Source organism: Pseudomonas sp. HR96 (assembly GCF_034059295.1).
In the GTDB taxonomy this organism is placed as follows: Bacteria; Pseudomonadota; Gammaproteobacteria; order Pseudomonadales; family Pseudomonadaceae; genus Aquipseudomonas.
Genome location: NZ_CP139141.1, coordinates 2429804 through 2448275 on the forward strand (window position 1 = coordinate 2429804; position 18472 = coordinate 2448275).

17 protein-coding genes are annotated in these 18472 nt (G+C 64.0%); 14 read left to right on the forward strand and 3 right to left on the reverse strand.

The genetic code is table 11. The features are described 5' to 3' along the window. The first annotated feature begins 69 nt into the window (after positions 1 to 69). On the forward strand, positions 70 to 537 hold the full coding sequence (locus tag SFA35_RS11230) for a hypothetical protein (protein ID WP_320578281.1): 468 nt from the start codon (positions 70 to 72) through the stop codon (positions 535 to 537). 85 nt (positions 538 to 622) lie between these two features. Here SFA35_RS11230 and SFA35_RS11235 read toward each other — a convergent pair whose 3' ends face one another. Beyond that, positions 623 to 1741, reverse strand: a complete 1119-nt coding sequence (locus SFA35_RS11235; protein WP_320578282.1) for an alpha/beta hydrolase — start codon at positions 1739 to 1741, stop codon at positions 623 to 625. Positions 1742 to 1808: 67 nt separating this feature from the next. Then, positions 1809 to 2948 carry a glutathione-independent formaldehyde dehydrogenase gene (locus SFA35_RS11240; RefSeq protein ID WP_320578284.1) on the reverse strand — a complete coding sequence of 380 codons (1140 nt, stop codon included), beginning with the start codon at positions 2946 to 2948 and terminating at the stop codon, positions 1809 to 1811. A gap of 233 nt (positions 2949 to 3181) precedes the next feature. On the opposite strand from SFA35_RS11240, the gene SFA35_RS11245 reads away from it, so the two are divergent. Beyond that, positions 3182 to 3397, forward strand: a complete 216-nt coding sequence (locus tag SFA35_RS11245) for a hypothetical protein (protein WP_320578286.1) — start codon at positions 3182 to 3184, stop codon at positions 3395 to 3397. Between the two features lie 29 nt (positions 3398 to 3426). Next, positions 3427 to 5109, forward strand: coding sequence for an NAD-dependent malic enzyme (locus tag SFA35_RS11250; protein ID WP_320578288.1), 1683 nt, complete (start codon positions 3427 to 3429; stop codon positions 5107 to 5109). Positions 5110 to 5387: 278 nt separating this feature from the next. Here the strand turns inward: SFA35_RS11250 and SFA35_RS11255 are convergent, their stop codons facing one another. Next, positions 5388 to 6539, reverse strand: a complete 1152-nt coding sequence (locus SFA35_RS11255) for an aldose epimerase family protein (RefSeq protein ID WP_320578290.1) — start codon at positions 6537 to 6539, stop codon at positions 5388 to 5390. Between the two features lie 300 nt (positions 6540 to 6839). Here SFA35_RS11255 and SFA35_RS11260 point away from each other — a divergent pair, with 300 nt between their 5' ends. The 11 genes from SFA35_RS11260 (at position 6840) to SFA35_RS11310 (ending at position 18404) form a co-directional block, all read left to right on the forward strand. Beyond that, positions 6840 to 7529, forward strand: coding sequence for a FadR/GntR family transcriptional regulator (locus SFA35_RS11260; RefSeq protein ID WP_320578292.1), 690 nt, complete (start codon positions 6840 to 6842; stop codon positions 7527 to 7529). A gap of 39 nt (positions 7530 to 7568) precedes the next feature. After that, positions 7569 to 8447 (forward strand): SMP-30/gluconolactonase/LRE family protein, encoded by an 879-nt coding sequence (locus tag SFA35_RS11265; RefSeq protein WP_320578295.1) that lies wholly within the window; start codon positions 7569 to 7571, stop codon positions 8445 to 8447. A gap of 95 nt (positions 8448 to 8542) precedes the next feature. After that, positions 8543 to 9553 (forward strand): substrate-binding domain-containing protein, encoded by a 1011-nt coding sequence (locus SFA35_RS11270; protein ID WP_320578297.1) that lies wholly within the window; start codon positions 8543 to 8545, stop codon positions 9551 to 9553. Between the two features lie 109 nt (positions 9554 to 9662). Further along, positions 9663 to 11177 carry an L-arabinose ABC transporter ATP-binding protein AraG gene (araG, locus tag SFA35_RS11275; protein ID WP_320578299.1) on the forward strand — a complete coding sequence of 505 codons (1515 nt, stop codon included), beginning with the start codon at positions 9663 to 9665 and terminating at the stop codon, positions 11175 to 11177. 43 nt (positions 11178 to 11220) lie between these two features. Beyond that, positions 11221 to 12186, forward strand: a complete 966-nt coding sequence (araH, locus tag SFA35_RS11280; RefSeq protein ID WP_320578976.1) for an L-arabinose ABC transporter permease AraH — start codon at positions 11221 to 11223, stop codon at positions 12184 to 12186. A 286-nt stretch (positions 12187 to 12472) separates the two neighbouring features. After that, positions 12473 to 13132, forward strand: coding sequence for a DUF1120 domain-containing protein (locus tag SFA35_RS11285; RefSeq protein ID WP_320578300.1), 660 nt, complete (start codon positions 12473 to 12475; stop codon positions 13130 to 13132). Between the two features lie 29 nt (positions 13133 to 13161). Next, a complete protein-coding gene (locus SFA35_RS11290; protein ID WP_320578302.1) occupies positions 13162 to 13827 on the forward strand; it encodes a DUF1120 domain-containing protein in 666 nt (221 codons plus the stop codon). Positions 13828 to 13837: 10 nt separating this feature from the next. After that, the gene (locus SFA35_RS11295; protein WP_320578304.1) at positions 13838 to 14569 is read left to right on the forward strand and encodes a fimbria/pilus chaperone family protein; all 732 of its coding nucleotides are present in this window, start codon (positions 13838 to 13840) and stop codon (positions 14567 to 14569) included. Continuing rightward, positions 14566 to 15117: a hypothetical protein gene (locus tag SFA35_RS11300; protein WP_320578306.1), complete on the forward strand. Its 552-nt coding sequence runs from the start codon at positions 14566 to 14568 to the stop codon at positions 15115 to 15117. The genes SFA35_RS11295 and SFA35_RS11300 overlap by 4 nt, the downstream gene beginning before the upstream one ends. Before the next feature lie 156 nt (positions 15118 to 15273). Then, a complete protein-coding gene (locus tag SFA35_RS11305) occupies positions 15274 to 15942 on the forward strand; it encodes a DUF1120 domain-containing protein (RefSeq protein WP_320578308.1) in 669 nt (222 codons plus the stop codon). Positions 15943 to 15950: 8 nt separating this feature from the next. Beyond that, positions 15951 to 18404, forward strand: coding sequence for a fimbria/pilus outer membrane usher protein (locus SFA35_RS11310; RefSeq protein WP_320578310.1), 2454 nt, complete (start codon positions 15951 to 15953; stop codon positions 18402 to 18404). Positions 18405 to 18472: the final 68 nt, after the last annotated feature.

Sequence of the window (18472 nt, forward strand, 5' to 3'; positions counted from 1 at the left end):
GTCGTTCGCCATTGCCGCGATCGAGCATTTGGCCCTGTGCCCGTATCGTTCTGTTTCGAGGATTTTTCATTGGCTGTAAGCAATCTGGAAATGCACGCACTGTTCGTGCTGGGTGACTTGCGGGCGAAGTTGGTCAAGTTGTTTCAATCACGCTTCGTCTACATCACCGAACAGACCGCCGAAGGTCTGTACATGGCTGAGATCGACACCGAGAGTGCCTTGGTCGTCGATGACAAGCCGGGCCTTGAGTTGAAAGTCGGCGACCATTTTCGCGCCGCCGTATTGGCCAGCCGCGAAGGCGGCAAGTTCGAGATCAAGTTCCGCGACATCAAGCTGGCCGTTTATGGCCTGGGTGAATATGCCTTCGTCAGTACGGCGCAAGGCAATGGCATCGTGTTCAAGGAAGGCCAGACGGTGGTGTTGGTATTTGCTGCCAACGAGCAGATCCAACTAGGGCTGGCAAAGATTCTCAAGGCCGCCACCAGCAAGGCTGCCAAGTTCCGCAAAGGCGAACTGGTGTTCAAGGCCAGCGAGTGATCGATCGGGCGGGTCACAGGGCATCAGCCGTCAATGGCGGCGCATAAAAAGGCCCGCAATGACTGCGGGCCCATTTTGCCTTGTCTTACTTGGTTAGATCGGCCTTGAGGCGCTGCCCGGCGTATTCCTGCGCCTGCTGAGCCTTGGCCACCACGGCGGCGGTGCCAAAGAACTCATGGGTCACCCCGGTGTAGAGCTTGCGCTCCACCGGCACGCCGGCGCTGCGCAGGGCAGTTTCCAGCTGCGCGCCGTCATCCTGCAACGGGTCGATCTCGGCGTTGATCAAGGTCACGGGCGGCAGGCCTGTAAGGTCGGCATGGATCAGGTCCAGGCGTGGATCCTTGAGGTCGGCGGCGCTTTTGGTAACGTGTGCAACGAACCACAGCATCATTGGCCGGTTGAGCGGCACGGCGTCCGCGTACTTCATGTACGACGCCGTCGTGGTGGTGGTCTGGGCCACCGGGTAAACCGCCAGCACGTGCCGAGGCGCCGTCAGGCCAGCCTGGTGCGCGGCCACCGCGGTGGCGACGGCGAGGTTGCCGCCGGCACTTTCCCCGGCCAGGGCCAGCCGCTTGGGGTCACCATTCAAAGAGGCGGCATTGTTGGCGACCCAGCGGTAGGCCGCCAGGGCGTCGTCGTGGGCCGCCGGGAATTTGTATTCCGGTGCTTCGCGGTAGTCCACCGACACGACAATGGCGTTGGCCTGTTTGGCCAGCCCGCGTGCGCCACCGTCATACACCTTGCGATCGGCGATCACCCAACCGCCGCCATGGAAGTACAGCACCACGGGGAAGGGACCGGCGCCTGCGGGTGTGTATACCGTGGCTGGCAGGTTACCGGCGGCGCCGGCGACCGTGCGATCGGTGGCCGTGACCCCGGGTACCAGCGAGCTGGGCGAGGTGTCACGTTTCTGATCGGTCAGCACGCCCTTGACCGCGTCGGCGATGGTCGGCTGCTGGCGGGCTTCCTGCGGGGTCGACTTCTCCACCGCCTTGCCATCGAAACTGGTCATTTTGTTGAGGACGGTCTGCATGTCCGAATCGGTGCGGAACATGCTTTTGGTGCCGCTGACGGCGAGCTCCGACAGCGAGTGTTTCTCCGGGTCGCGGGCGCAGGCGGACAACGCCAGCGCGGCGCTGACCGCGGCCAGAATGACGAAAGCGGACCGCAGTGGATGGGTCTTGTAGGGAATGTTCTGGGGCATAGTGGCTTCTCTTCAATGAGTCATGGGCTCGGCCGGCGCCCCCCGGCGCCGTCCGTATGGCAATCGGTCAGGCGGCAGGCTTGAGGATGACCTTGGTCCAACCTTCGTCGCGGGCGTCGAAGTGCTTGTAGGCGTCCGGGCCTTCGGCCAGTTTCAGGCGGTGCGAGATGATTTGTGCAGGGTTCGCCCGGCCGTGGTGAATCAGTTCGGCCAGCTGGCGGTTGTAGGCCTTGACGTTGGCCTGGCCGGTGCGAATCTGCTGGCCCTTGAACCAGAACTGACCGAAATCGAAGGCCATCTTGCCTTCCTTGGCCAGGTCGCTCGTGGCCCCCGGGTCCTGGGGCACGAACACGCCGACCACGCCGATGCCACCGGTGGGCTTGGTCGAGGCCACCAGGCTGTTCATGGTCACGTGATTGGCCTCGTGGCCGTGGCGGTCGCAGCACTGATAGCCCACGCATTCGCAACCGCGGTCGGTGCCTTTACCGTGGGTCAGGTTCATGATCTGCTCGACGGCGTCGGCGTCGGCCGTATTGACCGGCGTCGCGCCCATGCGCCGGGCCAGTTGCAGGCGGTCAGGATGATTGTCCACGACGAACACCTGCGAGGCGCCCTTGATCATTGCCGAATGGGCAGCCATCAGGCCCACGGGGCCGGCGCCGTAGATGGCAATGCTTTCACCGGGGCGCAACCCGGACAGTTCGGTGGCGTGCCAGCCAGTGGGGAAGATGTCCGACAGCATCACGTAGTCATCTTCCTTCTCCTGGGCGTCTTCGGGCAGCAGCAGGCAGTTGAAATCGGCGTAGGGCACGCGCAGCAGTTCAGCTTGCCCGCCCTGATACGGGCCCATGTCGGCGAAGCCGTAGGCCGCGCCCGCGCTGCCCGGGTTGGCCGTGAGGCAGAAGCCGGTCAAGCCTTTCTCGCAGTTTTCGCAGAAACCGCAGCCGATATTGAACGGCAGGCAAACCCGGTCGCCGACCTTGATGCGGTCGACGCCAGCACCCACGGCGATGACTTCGCCAAGGTTTTCATGGCCGAACACCCGGCCGGTTTCCATGCTGGTGCGGCCTTCGTACATGTGCAGGTCGGAGCCGCAGATGTTGGTGGTGGTGACGCGCACCAGAGCGTCGGTGGGTTTCTCGATGCGCGCGTCCGGCACGTCCTGCACGCTGACGTCACGGGGGCCGTTGTAGACGATGGCTTTCATGAAATTTCTCCTGGCGTTGTCGCTCTTGAAAGGGGATAGCGCGTGGTCTCGAAATCGGGCAGGTCGTAGTTGGCGCCTGTTGGGATATAGGTGACTGCATGATTGGCGAGGTTCAGAGATTGTATTTTTCGGCGGACGAACGGTATGGCGTCTTGCCACTCACGCTTGCGGCCTGAACTCCCATCTGTATTGCGATCTCTAACGGGCACACACGAACGAGAAGGACTATTGTCATGAGCAGCGAATACAAACAAAGCCAGCCCAATGGCCAGACCGAAGACAGTTCCGGCAAACCGGTGAATGTGGTGGAGCGCGACCTGGAAAACCGCGACCCGTCCACCCACGACGTCGACGAAGTGATCACCCCCACCTCGATCAAGCGCGACGAGCAGGACGCCGAGACCCTGGAGCGCGCGGACGCGGCCATCGAGCGCAAGCTTCGCCAATGACCTGCCAGCAGTAATGACAAGGTGACCCCATGAGTTCCCACCCGCTGTACATCCATTATTCCGGCCCCGCGCTGCTCGAGACGCCTCTACTGAACAAAGGCAGTGCCTTCAGCCCGCAGGAGCGTATCGATTTCAACCTGGTCGGCCTGCTGCCGCAGAACGTCGAGAGCATCGAAGAGCAAGTGGCGCGCGTGTACCACCAGTACACCCAGTGCGCCACCGACCTGGACAAGCACATCTACCTGCGCTCCATCCAGGACAACAACGAGACGCTGTTCTTTCGCCTGCTGGAGTCGCACCTGGAGGCAATGCTGCCGATCATCTACACGCCGACCGTTGGCCAGGCGTGCCAGGAGTTTTCCAGCATTTACCGCACCCACCGCGGGTTGTTCATCGCCTGGCCGGATCGCGAGCGGATCGACGAAATCCTCTTCAGCGCGACCAAGGACAAGGTCAAGATCGTCGTGGTCACCGACAGCGAGCGCATCCTCGGCCTGGGTGACCAGGGCATCGGCGGCATGGGCATTCCCATTGGCAAGCTGTCGCTCTATACCGCCTGCGGTGGCATCAGCCCGGCCTACACGCTGCCGATCGTGCTGGATGTCGGCACCAACAATCAGACGCTGCTGGACGACCCCATGTACATGGGCTGGCGTCATCCGCGCATCACTGGCAAGGACTACGACGAGTTCATCGAGCTGTTCATCAAAGGCGTGCAACGCCGCTGGCCAGATGTACTGCTGCAGTTCGAGGACTTTGCCCAGACCAACGCCATGCCGTTGCTCGAGCGCTATCGCCAGCGCCTGTGCTGCTTCAACGACGATATCCAGGGCACTGCGTCGGTAGCCGTGGGCACCTTGCTCGCTGCCTGCAAGGTCAAGGGCGAGCAGCTCGGCCAGCAGGTGGTGGCCTTTGTCGGTGCGGGTTCAGCCGGCTGCGGCATCGCCGAGCACATTGTCGCCGCGATGCAGATCGAGGGTTTGTCCGAGCGCGAGGCGCGCCGACGCATTTTCATGGTCGACCGCAATGGCCTGTTGACCGACCAGATGTCCGGCCTGCACGACTTCCAGGCGCGCCTGGCGCAGCAGCGCGATGACCTGGCCGGGTGGGAGGGTGGCGCCAACGGCTTCGAACTGGCCGAGGTGGTCAGTCGCGCCAAGCCCACCATCCTGGTCGGCGTGTCCGGGCAGAAGGGCCTGTTCACCGAGCAGGTGATCCGGGAAATGGTCCGGCACTGCCCGCAGCCGCTGATCATGCCATTGTCCAACCCGACCTCCAGGGTCGAGGCGACCCCCGCCGAGATCCTCGAGTGGACCGACGGCCAGGCGTTGGTCGCCACCGGCAGCCCGTTCGCGCCGGTGCAGCTGGGCGACCGCCGGGTGCATATCGCCCAATGCAACAACGCCTATATCTTTCCGGGGATTGGCCTGGGTGTGGTCGCTGCCAAGGCTACGCGCATCACCGAAGAGATGCTGATGGCGGCCTCCAATGCCTTGGCCGAGTGTTCGCCGGTAGTCACCGGGGAGGGCGATGCGGTATTGCCACCGCTGCGCGACATTCAGAAGGTTAGCCGCAAGATTGCCTTCGCGGTAGCCAAGCAGGCCCAGAAGCAGGCGGTGGCCCTGGAGACCAGCGACGAGCAGCTGCATGAAGCGATCGAACGCAATTTCTGGTTCCCGCGGTATCGGGATTACCGGCGGCGTTCGATCTGAATGTCATTGCCGATAGGCTGTCCCCTCGACCCACCTCGACAATGGACACCAACGGATGTGCCGCAACGATGGATGACAGCCGGTCGATAGTCACTATCGACACAGTCAATACTTCAAGGCGCAATCCCGGTGGTAAAGTTTGTCTCGAAGAACGAACAAGCCTGAAGTGCCCAACTCTTCCCCCGCGTGGCACTTCAGGCGTGCTCTCCCTTCGAACTCTCTTTGGTTAAGTTTTCGCCACCTCACTTGCGTGCGGTGGCTTTTTTTTTGCATCGGATTTATTGCGCGCTGAACTTCAGCAGCGTGGTCTGGGTGTAGGCCTTGCCTGGGTCAAGTCGAGTGCTGGCGAAGTTCGGCTGGTTCGGCGCATCGGGAAAGTGTTGGGTTTCCAGGGTGAAACCGCCCCAGTGTGAATAGATCTTGCCGCCCTTGCCGTGCACGCTGCCATCGAGGAAGTTGCTGGTATAGAACTGCACACCCGGCTCGGTGGTGTAGAGCTGCAGGCGGCGACCCGATTCGGGATCGCTGACCTGGGCCGCCAATTGCTTCACGTCGCCACCGGTGTCCAGTGCCCAGTTGAAGTCAAAGCCGCCCTGTTTGGGTTCGGCAAACTTCAGCTGCGGATGATCGGCATGGATGTTCTTGCCGATCGGCGTGGGTTTGAGGAAGTCCATGGGCGTGCCGGCCACTGGCGCCAGTTCACCGGTTGGAATGAGCTTTTCGGTAACCGGCGTGTAGTGCGCCGCATGCAACATGGCCACCTGCTTGAGCACATCGCCGTTGCCCGCACCGGCCAGGTTGAAGTAGCTGTGGTTGGTCAGGTTGAGCACCGTCGGTTTGTCGGTGGTGGCATGGTACTCGATGCGCAGCTCATCCTTTTCGTTGAGGCTGTAGGTCACCTGGGTCGTGAGGGTGCCAGGAAAACCCATTTCGCCATCAACGGAAACATAGGTCAGTTTCACCCCGACCCAGCCGTTGCTCTTTACCGCCTCGGCCTTCCACACATGCTTGTCGAAGCCTTGGGTGCCGCCGTGCAGCGCATTAGTCTTGTCGTTTTGCGGTACCTGGTATTGCTTGCCGTCGAGGCTGAACTTTCCGTCGGCCAGGCGGTTGCCGAAGCGGCCGATGGTGGCGCCGAAATACACGGTGGGGTTGGCGCGGTAGCCCTGGATGTCGTCGAAGCCCAACACCACGTCGGCCGGTTTGCCGTGCTTGTCCGGCACTACCAGCGACTGCAGCACGCCGCCCCAGGTCAACACGCTGGCTTGCATGCCATGGGAATTGGTCAGGGTGATCTTGTCGATGGCGGTGCCATCGTCCAGTTTGCCGAACTCGCTGCGCTGGCTGGTCAGGCCGGTGGCCTGGGCGGAGAGGGTGTTGAGCATCAGAGACAGTCCAAGGGCAGAGAGCAGGGGGAGGGTTCGGGTCATGGAGCTTTCCTCGCGTTTTTATTATTGGGATTGCTTATCGAAGGTCATTCATGTGACCGCGCTGTTGCGGTCGCTTTGCACTCGGTCACGGGGCCGGCGATGCGCGTTGCGCATGACCGAGAAAAGGATTTATAGCCGATATTCGACGTCTGTGAAAATAAATGGTAATACTATTTACCAGGCAAGCGGCGCCGACCTCTGCACCTCGACCAGCGGTGGTGAGAAATCCCCTTTGACAGCCAATCATATGATGATTAGCGTTAGGCGGATTAATCCCCCCTGTAGTGTCGTGAGGTCAGGATGTCGAACAATGTGCATGCCGCCACCGTCGATCGGCTGGGCGCCTGGATCGCCTCCGGGGCGGTGCTGCCCGGGCAGACGTTGAAGGTCGAGGCGCAGCTGTGCGAGGAGTTCGGCGTCAGCCGTACCGTTGTACGCGAGGCGATCAAGACCTTGGTGGCCAAGGGCATGGTAGAGGTTGGGCCGAAGGTCGGCACGCGGGTACTGCCGGTCCGCGGCTGGAACCTGTTCGACCCGCAGGTCGTGGGCTGGCTGGCCGAGGAGGGCTTGCCTGAGAATTTCGTCATGGACTTGCTCGACCTGCGCCGCGCCATCGAGCCGATGGCCGTGCGCTGGGCCTGCGAACGGGCAACCCCGGCACAGATCCTGGCGATCGAGCAGGCGTATCGGCAGTTGGCGGCATCGATGGATGACAAGGACAGCTACAACCACGCTGACCAACAGTTTCATGAGGCGGTGCTGGCGGCCAGCCATAATCAATTCATCGAGCAGATGTTGCCTGCTCTGGGCGCCTTGCTGGCCATCTCCTTTGAGGTGTCCTCGGCGGTGCCCGATGAATTGGGCAAGACGCTGCCGCTGCACGAGGAGTTGGCCAAGGCCATTGCCAGCCGTGATCCGGCGCGTGGCGTGTGGGCCTGCATGAGCCTGATCGAGCGGGCCGCGACAACGATTTCCGAGCACTACCGCTAGACGCAGCAGACAAGAACAATAACGGCAAGCGAGAGTTACATGGATTGGCAGCCCATCACCCCGCAGCGTTTCAAGCTGGCCGAAGGCCCGCATTGGGACGCCGAGCAGCAAGCCCTGTACTGGGTCGACATCGCCGCGCTCCAGGCCTGGCGGCTGGCCGCCGATGGCCAGCGCCACTGGCAGTTCAGCGAACCGGTGTCGGCCATCATCCCCACCGTGCGCGGCGATGCCCTGGTGACCCTGGCCAGTGGCGTGTACCGCCTGGACCTGAACTCGACCAGCACAGCGCCGTTCCTGAACCTGCTGGTGCAGGCGGACCCCGTGGCGGGCAACCGGGCCAACGACGCCCGTTGCGACGAGCGTGGCCGGCTGTGGCTGGGCACCATGCAGAACAACCTCGATGCCGAGGGCGGCGACTTGCCGCTCGAGCGCCGCTCCGGCGGGCTGTTTCGCATCGACGTCGACGGCAGCGCCACCCAGCTGCTGGCGGGCCTGGGCATCGTCAACACCCTGCAATGGACCCGTGACAACGCGGCGCTGCTCAGTGCCGACAGCCTTGACGGCATCATCTACCGCTACCCGATCGACGCCGACGAAGGCCTTGGCCAGCGCCAACCGTGGCTGGCCAAGCACCCGCGCGGAGCCCCGGACGGTTCGGCCATGGACGCCCAGGGCTACCTGTGGAACGCCCGCTGGGGTGGTCACTGCCTGTTGCGCCTGGCCCCCGACGGCTGTGTCGATCAGGTCGTCGAGCTGCCGGTCAGCCACCCGACCAGCTGTGCGTTCGGCGGTCCGGGGCTGGACCGGCTGTACGTCACCAGCGCCTGCCCAGACGACGCCAATGGCCGGCTGGACGGTGCGGTGCTGGTGGCCGAGGTGGCCGTCAGCGGCTCGCCAGGGCAGCGCTTCGCCGGGTGACATTTGGTTACAGAAGTCATATTGATACTATGATAAGACTGTAAATGCGAAAAAGCTGGACGCTGTAGCTCATCAATAAAAATAAGGAGTCAGCTATGTTGAGTCGTGTCGGGATTCGTTCCCTGTGCTGTGCCGCCGTGACCGCAGGCCTGGTCGGTTTTGCCACCCAGGCGCTGGCCGATCAGCCGAAGATCGGTTTTCTGGTCAAGCAACCCGAGGAGCCCTGGTTCCAGACCGAATGGGCCTTCGCCGAAAAAGCCGGCAAGGAACATGGCTTCACCGTCATCAAGATCGCCGTGCCGGACGGTGAAAAAACCCTCTCTGCCATCGACAGCCTCGCCGCCAATGGCGTCAAGGGCTTCGTCATTTGCCCGCCGGACGTCTCGCTCGGCCCTGCCATCGTGGCCAAGGCGCAAGCCAACGACATGAAGGTCATGGCGGTCGATGACCGTTTTGTCGATGCCAATGGCAAGTTCATGGAGGACGTGCCGTACCTGGGCATGGCTGCGTTTGAAGTCGGCCAGAAGCAGGGCGAAGCCATGGCTACTGAAGCGAAGAATCGCAAGTGGGACGACCAGGGCTGGCAAAATACTTATGCCGTGATCAACACCTTCAATGAACTGGACACCGGCAAGAAACGCACCGACGGTTCGGTCGATGCGCTGAAAAAAGCCGGCCTGCCGGAAGATCACATTCTCTTCACCGCACAGAAAACCCTCGACGTACCTGGTTCCATGGACGCCACCAACTCGGCGCTGGTCAAGCTGCCGAGCGCAGCCAAGAACCTGATCATCGGCGGCATGAACGACAACACCGTGCTGGGCGGCGTGCGCGCCACCGAAAGCGCCGGTTTCAAGCCTGCCAATGTGATCGGTGTGGGCATCAACGGCACCGACGCCAAGGAAGAACTGAAGAAGGCCGACAGCGGCTTCTTCGGCTCGATGCTGCCCAGCCCGAACATTGAGGGCGCAAAGTCCGCCACTGACATGTTCCTCTGGGTGACCAAAGGCACCGAGCCAGCCAAGTACACGGCCATGAGCGACGTGACGCTCATCACCCGCGCGAACTTCGAGACAGTGCTGAAAGGCATCGGTCTGTGGAATTGATTTAAGGCCATCGCGGGCTTCGCACGCTCCTACGGATTTTCACCGTAGGAGCGTGCGCAGCCCGCGATCGCAGCACGCCAATTTCATTTCAGTTCCAGAGGACAGGTTCATGGCCCCACAACCCCACGCCGGCGAAAGCCTGCGCTTCAACGCCATCGGCAAGAACTTCCCGGGCGTGCGCGCGCTGTCCGACATTACTTTCGAGGCACGCCCCGGCACCGTTCACGCGCTGATGGGCGAGAACGGCGCCGGCAAATCCACCCTGTTGAAGATTCTCGGCGGCGCCTATCAGCCCACCACCGGCCATCTGCAACTGGGCAACGACGAGCTGAGCTTTCGCTCCGCCGCCGAAAGCATCGCCAGCGGCATCGCCGTGATCCACCAGGAACTGCACCTGGTGCCGGAAATGACCGTGGCCGAAAACCTGCTGCTCGGCCACATGCCGTCGCGCTATGGCCTGGTCAACCGCCGCGCCATGTTCCGTCGCGCCGCCGAACTGCTCAAGGGCCTGGCCGACGAGATCGACCCCGCCACCCGCCTCGGCGACCTGTCGCTGGGTCAACGCCAGTTGGTGGAAATCGCCAAGGCGATGTCGCGCAATGCCCATGTCATCGCCTTTGACGAACCGACCAGCAGCCTGTCGGCCCGCGAGATCGAACGCTTGATGGCGATCATCGCCCGCCTGCGTGACGAGGGCCGGGTGATCATCTACGTTTCGCACCGCATGGAAGAGATCTTCCGCATCTGCAATGCCGTCACCGTGTTCAAGGACGGACGCTTCGTGCGCACCTTCGAGCAGATGGACCAGTTGACCCACGATCAGCTGGTGACCTGCATGGTCGGCCGCGACATCGAGGACATCTATAACTACCGCGCCTGCGAACACCGCGGCGAAGCCCTGAGCGTCAACGGCCTGCTGGGCCACGGCCTGCAGGAGCCGGTCAGTTTTTCCGTGAGCAAGGGCGAGGTGCTGGGCTTCTTTGGCCTGGTCGGGGCAGGGCGCACCGAACTGTTGCGCCTGCTCTCCGGGCTCTCGCCGATCAAGGCTGGCACGCTGCGCCTGGGTGGCCAGCAGTTGCAGCTCAAGTCACCGCGTGACTCCATCGCCGCCGGCATCCTGCTGTGCCCGGAAGATCGCAAGAAAGAGGGCATCGTGCCGTTGGCCAGCGTCGCCGAGAACATCAACATCGGCGCGCGCAGCCAGCACGTCAATTTTGGTTGCCTGATCCAGGGCGACTGGGAGAAGAGCAACGCGGCCAAGCAGATCCGCGCGCTGAACGTCAAGACGCCATCGCCCGACCAGCAGATCATGTACCTCTCCGGCGGCAATCAGCAAAAAGCCATTCTCGGTCGCTGGCTGTCGATGCCGATGAAGGTGCTGCTGCTCGACGAACCGACCCGCGGCATCGACATCGGCGCCAAGGCCGAGATCTACCAGATCATCCATAACCTGGCCGCCGATGGCATCGCCGTAATCGTAGTGTCCAGCGACCTGATGGAGGTAATCGGCATCGCCGACCGCATCCTGGTCATGAGCGAAGGCGCGCTCACCGGCGAAGTGCCGCGCGAACTGGCCGAAGAATCGCGCCTGCTGCAACTGGCCCTGCCGCGTACGCGGCACTGAAACCATCATGCCTAACGACAAAGACAACAAGAACGAGGTGAATATGTCCCAGCAAACGACTCTCCAGGCGCCGCGCCAGGGCCTGAACATGCGCCGCTTCCTCGATGACTGGGTCATGCTGCTTGCGGCCCTGGCGATCTTTCTCTTGTGCACGGTGTTCATCGACAACTTCCTCTCGCCGCTGAACATGCGTGGCCTGGGCCTGGCCATCTCCACCACCGGCATCGCCGCCTGCACCATGCTCTATTGCCTGGCGTCCGGGCATTTCGACCTGTCGGTGGGCTCGGTCATCGCCTGCGCGGGGGTGATCGCCGCCGTGGTCATGCGCGACACCGGCAGCGTCGGCCTGGGCGTGGCAGCCGCCTTGGCCATGGGCCTGATCGTCGGCCTGATCAACGGCATCGTCATCGCCAAGCTGCGCATCAATGCCCTGATCGCCACGCTGGCGACCATGCAGATCGTCCGTGGCCTGGCCTACATCTTCTCCAACGGCAAGGCCGTGGGCATCAGCCAGACGCCATTCTTCGTGTTCGGCAACGGGCAACTGTTCGGCGTGCCGGTGCCGATCCTGATCACCATCGTCTGCTTCGTGTTCTTCGGCTGGCTGCTCAACTACACCACCTATGGGCGCAACACCATGGCCATCGGTGGCAACCAGGAAGCGGCGCTGCTGGCGGGCGTACACGTCGATCGCACCAAGATCATCATCTTCGCCGTGCACGGCTTGATCGGTGCGCTGGCCGGCGTGGTCCTGGCTTCGCGCATGACCTCCGGGCAGCCGATGATCGGCCAGGGCTTCGAGCTGACGGTGATCTCCGCCTGCGTGCTGGGCGGGGTGTCGCTGGCCGGCGGTATCGGCATGATCCGCCACGTGATCGCCGGGGTGCTGATCCTGGCGATCATCGAGAACGCGATGAACCTGAAGAACATCGACACCTTCTACCAGTACGTGATCCGCGGCACCATCCTGCTGATCGCGGTCATCATCGACCGCATGAAGCGCCGCTGAGCGACCTTGATGGTGCTGACTCAACCTGAGCCAGCGTAGAGATCAGGCGCGGCGAACGCTCCCGGACGTACCCATCTACAGCGAGGATTTATCCTGCGGCTGTTCATGGGTGGGTCCGTGACCGGTTGGCTGCCTGTCAACCACCCGCGCCGCCGATCAGCCCGAATCCTGAGCTTCGTGGATCCTTTGTCGCCTTTTCCTACAGGTCGCGCGGCATTATTCGCATTCCGCGCCCCAGACGCCCCCCCTAAGATTCGCCGCACGTCCGCGCTATCGAGACCTGCCGATGAATCTGCCTCCAACCGCCCTCGGGCTCTTTACCGCCGTCTGCCTGCTGGGCAGCAGCCTGGCCCATGCCTCCAGCGCGAGCCTGGCCGTCAAGGGCAGCGTGGCCCCGGTGGCCTGCACCATCGCCTTCAATGAGGGGGGCGCGGTCAACTTTGGCGCCATCACCGTCGCGGCCAATGACGACTACACCCTGCTGCCGGCGCAGAACCTGACCTTGGCCATTGATTGCCCCAACCCGACACTGCTGGCCATACGGGTGTACCCCCGTGCAACGGCCACCATCGCCGATGACCTGGCGGGCCAGCTGAACACCACGCCCCGGTGGGTCACACCGCTGACCCACGATGGCCGAGCAGTGGGGGGCTACACCCTGCGCTTCGATACCGCTACCCAGATTGGCGACGGTGACAGGGTCACCCCGCTGTCTCGCAACGCCACGGCCGTTGTGTGGGGAATCAATAACGATCTGCCCTTGACCTCGGTGAGCGGGGGGCTGCGGCAATTGGCCTGGGGACCGACGACCCAGGCGGCTGCCTACGTCAATATTCGTTCGGCCCTGACCCTGCAAGCGGTGCTCGAGCGCCGCTCGCAGCTGCCGGCTCCAGGCCAGGATCTGGCCTTGGCAGGGCACTCGACCTTCCTTCTGGAATACCTCTGATTTCACGCCCTTTATTCGCGAGAACCGACATGACCCCTGCTTGCGTGTACAAACCCTGTCTGGCGCTCGCCCTCGCCTTGGCCGCCGGCTATTGCAGCGCCGCCGATCCGACCTTGAGCGTGACCGGCACCATTCAACCTGCCGCTTGTACTCTGGGCTTCCCCGAGGGTGACCGGATCGATTTCGGCGGTATTCACCTCGATGCCCGCGATGATCACCCCACAGCCTTGCCCCCGCAATACTTCACCCTGAGCGTCGAGTGCCAGGCACCCACTCGTGTCGCGTTGAGCACCAGCAATGGGACGCCCCACGGTTTCAATGGCGCCGATGGATTGCACAACCATCTGGGGGCGCACTCGCTCGATGTGTTTTCCATTCGCACGTCCGAGCACGTACTGGCGGCTTACCTGTTGCGCCCCGACCTGAGCCAGCAGGACGGTGACAGCGCGCCGGTATCGCTGCTCGAGGCCCTTGGGAATTTCGAATGGATGGCGGCCCATGCCGGGAGCACCCTGACACGACAACCGGCGGTACCGACCTATTTCTCATGGGGCGACACCACTGCGCAGTCCTATACCCGCATGACTTCGCGGCTGGGCCTGTACGCGGTAGTCAACAGCCGCGAGAAATTGCCTGCGGTCAGTGACCAACTGCTGATCGATGAAGCCATGACTTTCAAGTTGACCTACCTGTGAAATCGAATCCATGAAATCGAATCTGACTCCCCCGTCAGCACCCAACCGTCGGCTGTCAGCCGCCGTGTGGGCATTGTTGACCCTCATGATTGCCCCCGGCGCCCAGGCCGCCGGCATGGTGCCGGAAACCTCGGTGGTGATCATCGACGCCGGCAAGGGTGAGGGGGTGATCAAGGTGACCAATACCGACGACCATGCGGCCCTGTTGTACACCACCATCGAACGGTTGGCGGGCGACGAGGAGGAGCTGGTGGTGGTCAATCCACCCATCACCCGGGTCGAGGCCGGCCAGGTGCAGCAGGTGCGGTTCATCGTGCAGAACGCGCAACCGCTGACGGTACAGCGCCTGCAGCGGGTCAACTTCGAGTCGATCGCGCCGCAGCAGGCCGATGGCAGCGCCGGCGTCGCGCTGCAGGTGGCGCAGAACCTGCCGGTGCTGATCAACCCAGCGGACCTGCCGCGCAAGACTGACCCCTGGGCCTTGCTGGAATGGTCGCTGGAGGGCGATCAGGTGGTGGTGAACAACCCCAGCCGCTATGTGGTGCGCCTGCACCAGAAGGTGCTGCTTGCCCCCGGCGAACTCGAATTGACCCTGCCGCGAACCTATCTGCTGCCGGGTGACCAGGAGCGCCTGCCACTGCCGGAGGGGCAGCGCCCGGGCACCGATGCACGAGTGAAGATTTTCCCGGCGAGCGTCTACGGCTACCAGGTCGCTGAGCATGAAAGTGTGTTGGCGCGATGAGCGGCCGGCGGTGGCTGGCACTGACCGCCATGGCGCTCAGCGCGCAGTGCCTGGCTCAAGCCCAAGCTCAGGCCCAAGCCCAGTGCCATATCGCCTTCGACGCCGCGCGGGCCGAGCTGGGGGAGTTGCGCCGGCCGTTGGCCGCGCCACCGGCTTGGCTGGAGTTGCCCCAGCGCCTGCACGTGCTGACTGCGACCTGTCAGCCCGGGGCGGCCATGGTGGTCAATTTTGTCGGCATGCCAAGGCAGCAGGGATTTGCCTTTGGCAGCGACGGCGATGTGCAACTGCGCGTCGCGCAAGCCTTGCTCGATGGCCAGCCGGTTGAGTTGCAGACGCTCGAGGCCGCAGAGCCCGGGCAGGGCGGAGCTGATCTACGCGTCGTGCGCCCGGGCGACAGGCTGGTCGCGGTCCGCGATGGGACGCCGCTGCAGGGTGCGCAGCTGGTGCTGCACCTGATCTCGACGCCCAGGCTGCGGCCCGCGCAGTTCAACGTTCGCGAGCAGCGAACGGTGGAGGCGAGCCTGGCGGTTCACGTCAGCACCTATTAAGCCCGCAACGAAGAACAACCGAAGAACAACCGAAGAACAACCGAAGAACTACCCAAGCACAACTCAACCACGATTCAACTACAACTCAAGCACAGCCATCGGCAAGGCTTTCACCTGACGCCTTGCCCATCGATATCACCCACAGAGAGAAAGCTCATGAAAAATACCCTGCGTTCCCTGGTCCTCGTACCCGTACTGGCGTCTGTGCCAATGGCGGCGCTGGCCACCAGCGCCGAGTTGACCATCACCGGCACCATCACACCAGCAGTGTGCACCCCGTCCTTCTCGGGCGGCGGGACGATCAACCATGGCCCGATCGCCCCGGCCGACCTGTCTGCCACCCAGTTCACCCTGCTCAATGCCGAGACCGTGCAACTGACCATCACCTGCGACGCTCCCGGCGCCTTTGCGGTGTCCATTCGCGACGAGCGTCCAGACGCGATCCCGGCCGGCATCGAAACCTTCCTCAACGCGCCGGCCGGGGCGGTGTTGGGTCTGGGCGGCAGCACCGACAAACCGACCGGTGCCTACACCGTGTCGTTCGCCGAGGGCGGCCAGCAAGGCGACAGCGGCGCCATCACGCCAATCTCCCGGGCCACCAGCAGCGGCGCCTGGACAGCGTTGAGCGGCAACCAGATCATCGTCAACCAGGCCAGCGACATGCAGTACAGCTGGGCCTCGACCGGCACGACCCCTGGGGCGTACAACCGAGTCGATGCCACGCTCAACATCGCCACCGCCCTGAACCGCACCGGCGACCTGCCGAGCCTGAGCAATGAGCTCGAGCTCCAAGGCCGCGCTACCCTGACCCTGTTCCACCTCTGATCGTGCCGATGCCCAAGCCACTCTGGTTCTACCTCGGTTTGGGCATCGCTCCTGTCGCCGCGGCCCAGGGGGCCGCCACCGCAGTAGCCAGCGACGATGCCGTGGTGTTTGACGGCGAAGCCCTGCGCAGGCGTGGGCTCGATCCCGCGCTCGCCGCTTATTTCAAGAATGCCACGCGCTTCCTGCCCGGCGTGCAGTGGGTCGAATTGCAGGTCAACGGCCGGTCCCGGGGGCGCAGCCGTGCGACCTTCGACGCCGCCGGCGAGCTCTGCGCGACCCGTTCGCTGCTCGAGGCCGGGCACGTGCAGCTCCCCCGCGAGCCTGCGTTGCGTGACGCGGCCCAAGGCTGCATCGACCTTGTCGCGCTGCATCCCCAGGCCCAGGTCAAGCTGCATCCTGCCACGGCCCAGGTCGCGCTGCTGTTGCCCGCCAGTGCCCTGCGCGAGACACATGCCGGCGTGGAATTTCAAGGAGGCGGCACAGCGGCCATGCTCAACTACGACCTGTTGGGCCTGCGCGGCGAGAGCGCTGCCCGGGTCAACCGCTACCTTTCGGCAAGCACCGAGGCAGGCCTCAATGTGGCGGACACCTTGATCCGCAGCCGCCAGACGTTCACCTCCTACAACGGCCGGGCCCATTTCCAGCCACTGCAGACCTACGCCCAGCGCACCTTCGCCGAGCACGCAGGCTCGGCCCAGGTCGGGCAGATCAACCTGCTCGGTTCCGCCTTCGCCGGCACGGCGTTCACCGGCGCGCAGTGGTTTCCCGAGGCGGCGCTGCGCGCCAGTGGCGCGGCCGGTGTGCAAGTGCAGGGCATCGCCAACGGACCGGCGCGAGTCGAAGTGCGCCAGGCCGGCGCGTTGCTGCATGACACCCTGGTGCCGGCGGGCCCGTTCACGCTGCCGGGCATCGTGCCCCTCGACGGGCGTAACGACTTGCAGGTGACGGTCATCGAGGAGGATGGCCAGCGCCGCAGTTTTACGCTACCGGCCAGCGCCTTGTCGCGTTCGCGCCCCAGCACGCCGGGGCTGGCGCTGGCGGCCGGCAAGCTGCGCACTTTCAGCCAGGACCAGGCGCCCGAGCCCTGGCTGCTGACCGCTAGCCAGGGCTGGGCGCTGGGGCGCGACAGCCTGTTGTCCGGCGGCCTGATGGCGTCCGATCATGGCTATCAGGCGGGCGCCTTTACCTTGGGTACGCCGCTGAGCCCGGAGACCAGTCTGCACCTTCACGGCGGTGTAGCGCGGGTGCAGCGCGAAGACCTGGCCGGCTCACGCCTGGGCGCGACGCTCAACAACCGGCTGAGCGAACAGCTGACCAGCACCTTGAACTGGCAGGGACAGACCCGTGACTATCGCGATGTAGCCGACGCCGTGCGCCGCGCGCAGGACGATGACAGCCTGGGGCGCCAGCGCCAGCAGGCCGGTCTGTCACTCGGCTGGGCAGCGCCGCGCTGGGGCAGCTACCAGGTCGGGCAGGCCTGGAGCCAGACCTGGAACGGGCATCGCAGCCAGCATGTGCACGCCGGCTGGAGCCACAAATGGGCTGCGCTGAGCGTCAACCTCAATGTCCAGTACAGCCTGGGCAGCGCCGCGCGTCGCGACACCTCGGCCATGCTCGGCGTCAGCCTGGCCCTCGGCGGGCAGCGCAACCTGCGTGGCTCCGCGAGCCAGCGCAACGGCCAGGCGCGCCTCGACAGCAGCTACAGCGCGCGCTTCGGTCAATCGGGCCACTATCGAGTCAGCGCCGCCGAAGACCTGACAGCGGCTCGCCAGAGTTTTTCCTCCCAGGTCGACTGGAGCAGCGCGCGCAGCCGGCAGCTGCTGGGCTACTCGTACGCCGACCCGTCCAGCCAGAGCTACAGCGGCCAACTGGCGGGCGGCCTGGCCTGGCACAGCGGCGGCGTGACCTTCTCGCCGCAGGCCTTGGGCGACACCTACCTGCTGGCCAAGGTCGGCGAGCTGCCCGGGGTGGAGCTGCAAACCAGCAACGGTTCGGTGTGGACCGACCGTCGCGGGCACGCGTTGATTGCCCGGGTCAATCCCTATCAGCCGACGGCGGTGACGGTACAGACGGCAGGCCTGGCGCGGCATGTCGATATCGACAACAGCTACCAGGCGATCACTCTCGGGCGCGGCTCGGTGCAGCGCCTGGACTTCGCAGTCAGCGTCACCCGGCGCCTGCTGTTGCACATCACCGACAGTCAGGGTCAGGCGCTGGCCAAGGGCTTGACCCTGGCCGATCAGAGCGGTGCCTACGTGACCTCTGTGGGCAACGACGGCAAGGCCTACGTCAACCAATACTCTGCGACCAGCGCGCTGCGTGTGCAGTACGCGCCGGGGCAGTTCTGCGAAGTGCAGGCCAGCGTGCCCGAGCAGCCGGACCCGGACGCCTATTACGAAACCGTCGCCGCCGTCTGCGTGGCGGCCGATGAGCTGCCAGTCCCAAGGGCGGCCGCGTCGTGAAAAAAAGCCAGCGAGGCCAGCTCGCCGTTTTCGCCAGGCAAACCCTTTGCGGCGAAAGACTCGCTGCA

Bases quoted from the DNA above. Each gene is read 5' to 3' on its own strand.
- SFA35_RS11235 (WP_320578282.1), bottom strand. From the start codon at position 1,741: ATGCCCCAGAACATTCCCTACAAGACCCATCCACTGCGGTCCGCTTTC.
- SFA35_RS11240 (WP_320578284.1), bottom strand. From the start codon at position 2,948: ATGAAAGCCATCGTCTACAACGGCCCCCGTGACGTCAGCGTGCAGGAC.
- SFA35_RS11245 (WP_320578286.1), top strand. From the start codon at position 3,182: ATGAGCAGCGAATACAAACAAAGCCAGCCCAATGGCCAGACCGAAGAC.
- SFA35_RS11250 (WP_320578288.1), top strand. From the start codon at position 3,427: ATGAGTTCCCACCCGCTGTACATCCATTATTCCGGCCCCGCGCTGCTC.
- SFA35_RS11255 (WP_320578290.1), bottom strand. From the start codon at position 6,539: ATGACCCGAACCCTCCCCCTGCTCTCTGCCCTTGGACTGTCTCTGATG.
- SFA35_RS11260 (WP_320578292.1), top strand. From the start codon at position 6,840: ATGTCGAACAATGTGCATGCCGCCACCGTCGATCGGCTGGGCGCCTGG.
- SFA35_RS11265 (WP_320578295.1), top strand. From the start codon at position 7,569: ATGGATTGGCAGCCCATCACCCCGCAGCGTTTCAAGCTGGCCGAAGGC.
- SFA35_RS11270 (WP_320578297.1), top strand. From the start codon at position 8,543: ATGTTGAGTCGTGTCGGGATTCGTTCCCTGTGCTGTGCCGCCGTGACC.
- araG (WP_320578299.1), top strand. From the start codon at position 9,663: ATGGCCCCACAACCCCACGCCGGCGAAAGCCTGCGCTTCAACGCCATC.
- araH (WP_320578976.1), top strand. From the start codon at position 11,221: ATGTCCCAGCAAACGACTCTCCAGGCGCCGCGCCAGGGCCTGAACATG.
- SFA35_RS11285 (WP_320578300.1), top strand. From the start codon at position 12,473: ATGAATCTGCCTCCAACCGCCCTCGGGCTCTTTACCGCCGTCTGCCTG.
- SFA35_RS11290 (WP_320578302.1), top strand. From the start codon at position 13,162: ATGACCCCTGCTTGCGTGTACAAACCCTGTCTGGCGCTCGCCCTCGCC.
- SFA35_RS11295 (WP_320578304.1), top strand. From the start codon at position 13,838: ATGAAATCGAATCTGACTCCCCCGTCAGCACCCAACCGTCGGCTGTCA.
- SFA35_RS11300 (WP_320578306.1), top strand. From the start codon at position 14,566: ATGAGCGGCCGGCGGTGGCTGGCACTGACCGCCATGGCGCTCAGCGCG.
- SFA35_RS11305 (WP_320578308.1), top strand. From the start codon at position 15,274: ATGAAAAATACCCTGCGTTCCCTGGTCCTCGTACCCGTACTGGCGTCT.
- SFA35_RS11310 (WP_320578310.1), top strand. From the start codon at position 15,951: ATGCCCAAGCCACTCTGGTTCTACCTCGGTTTGGGCATCGCTCCTGTC.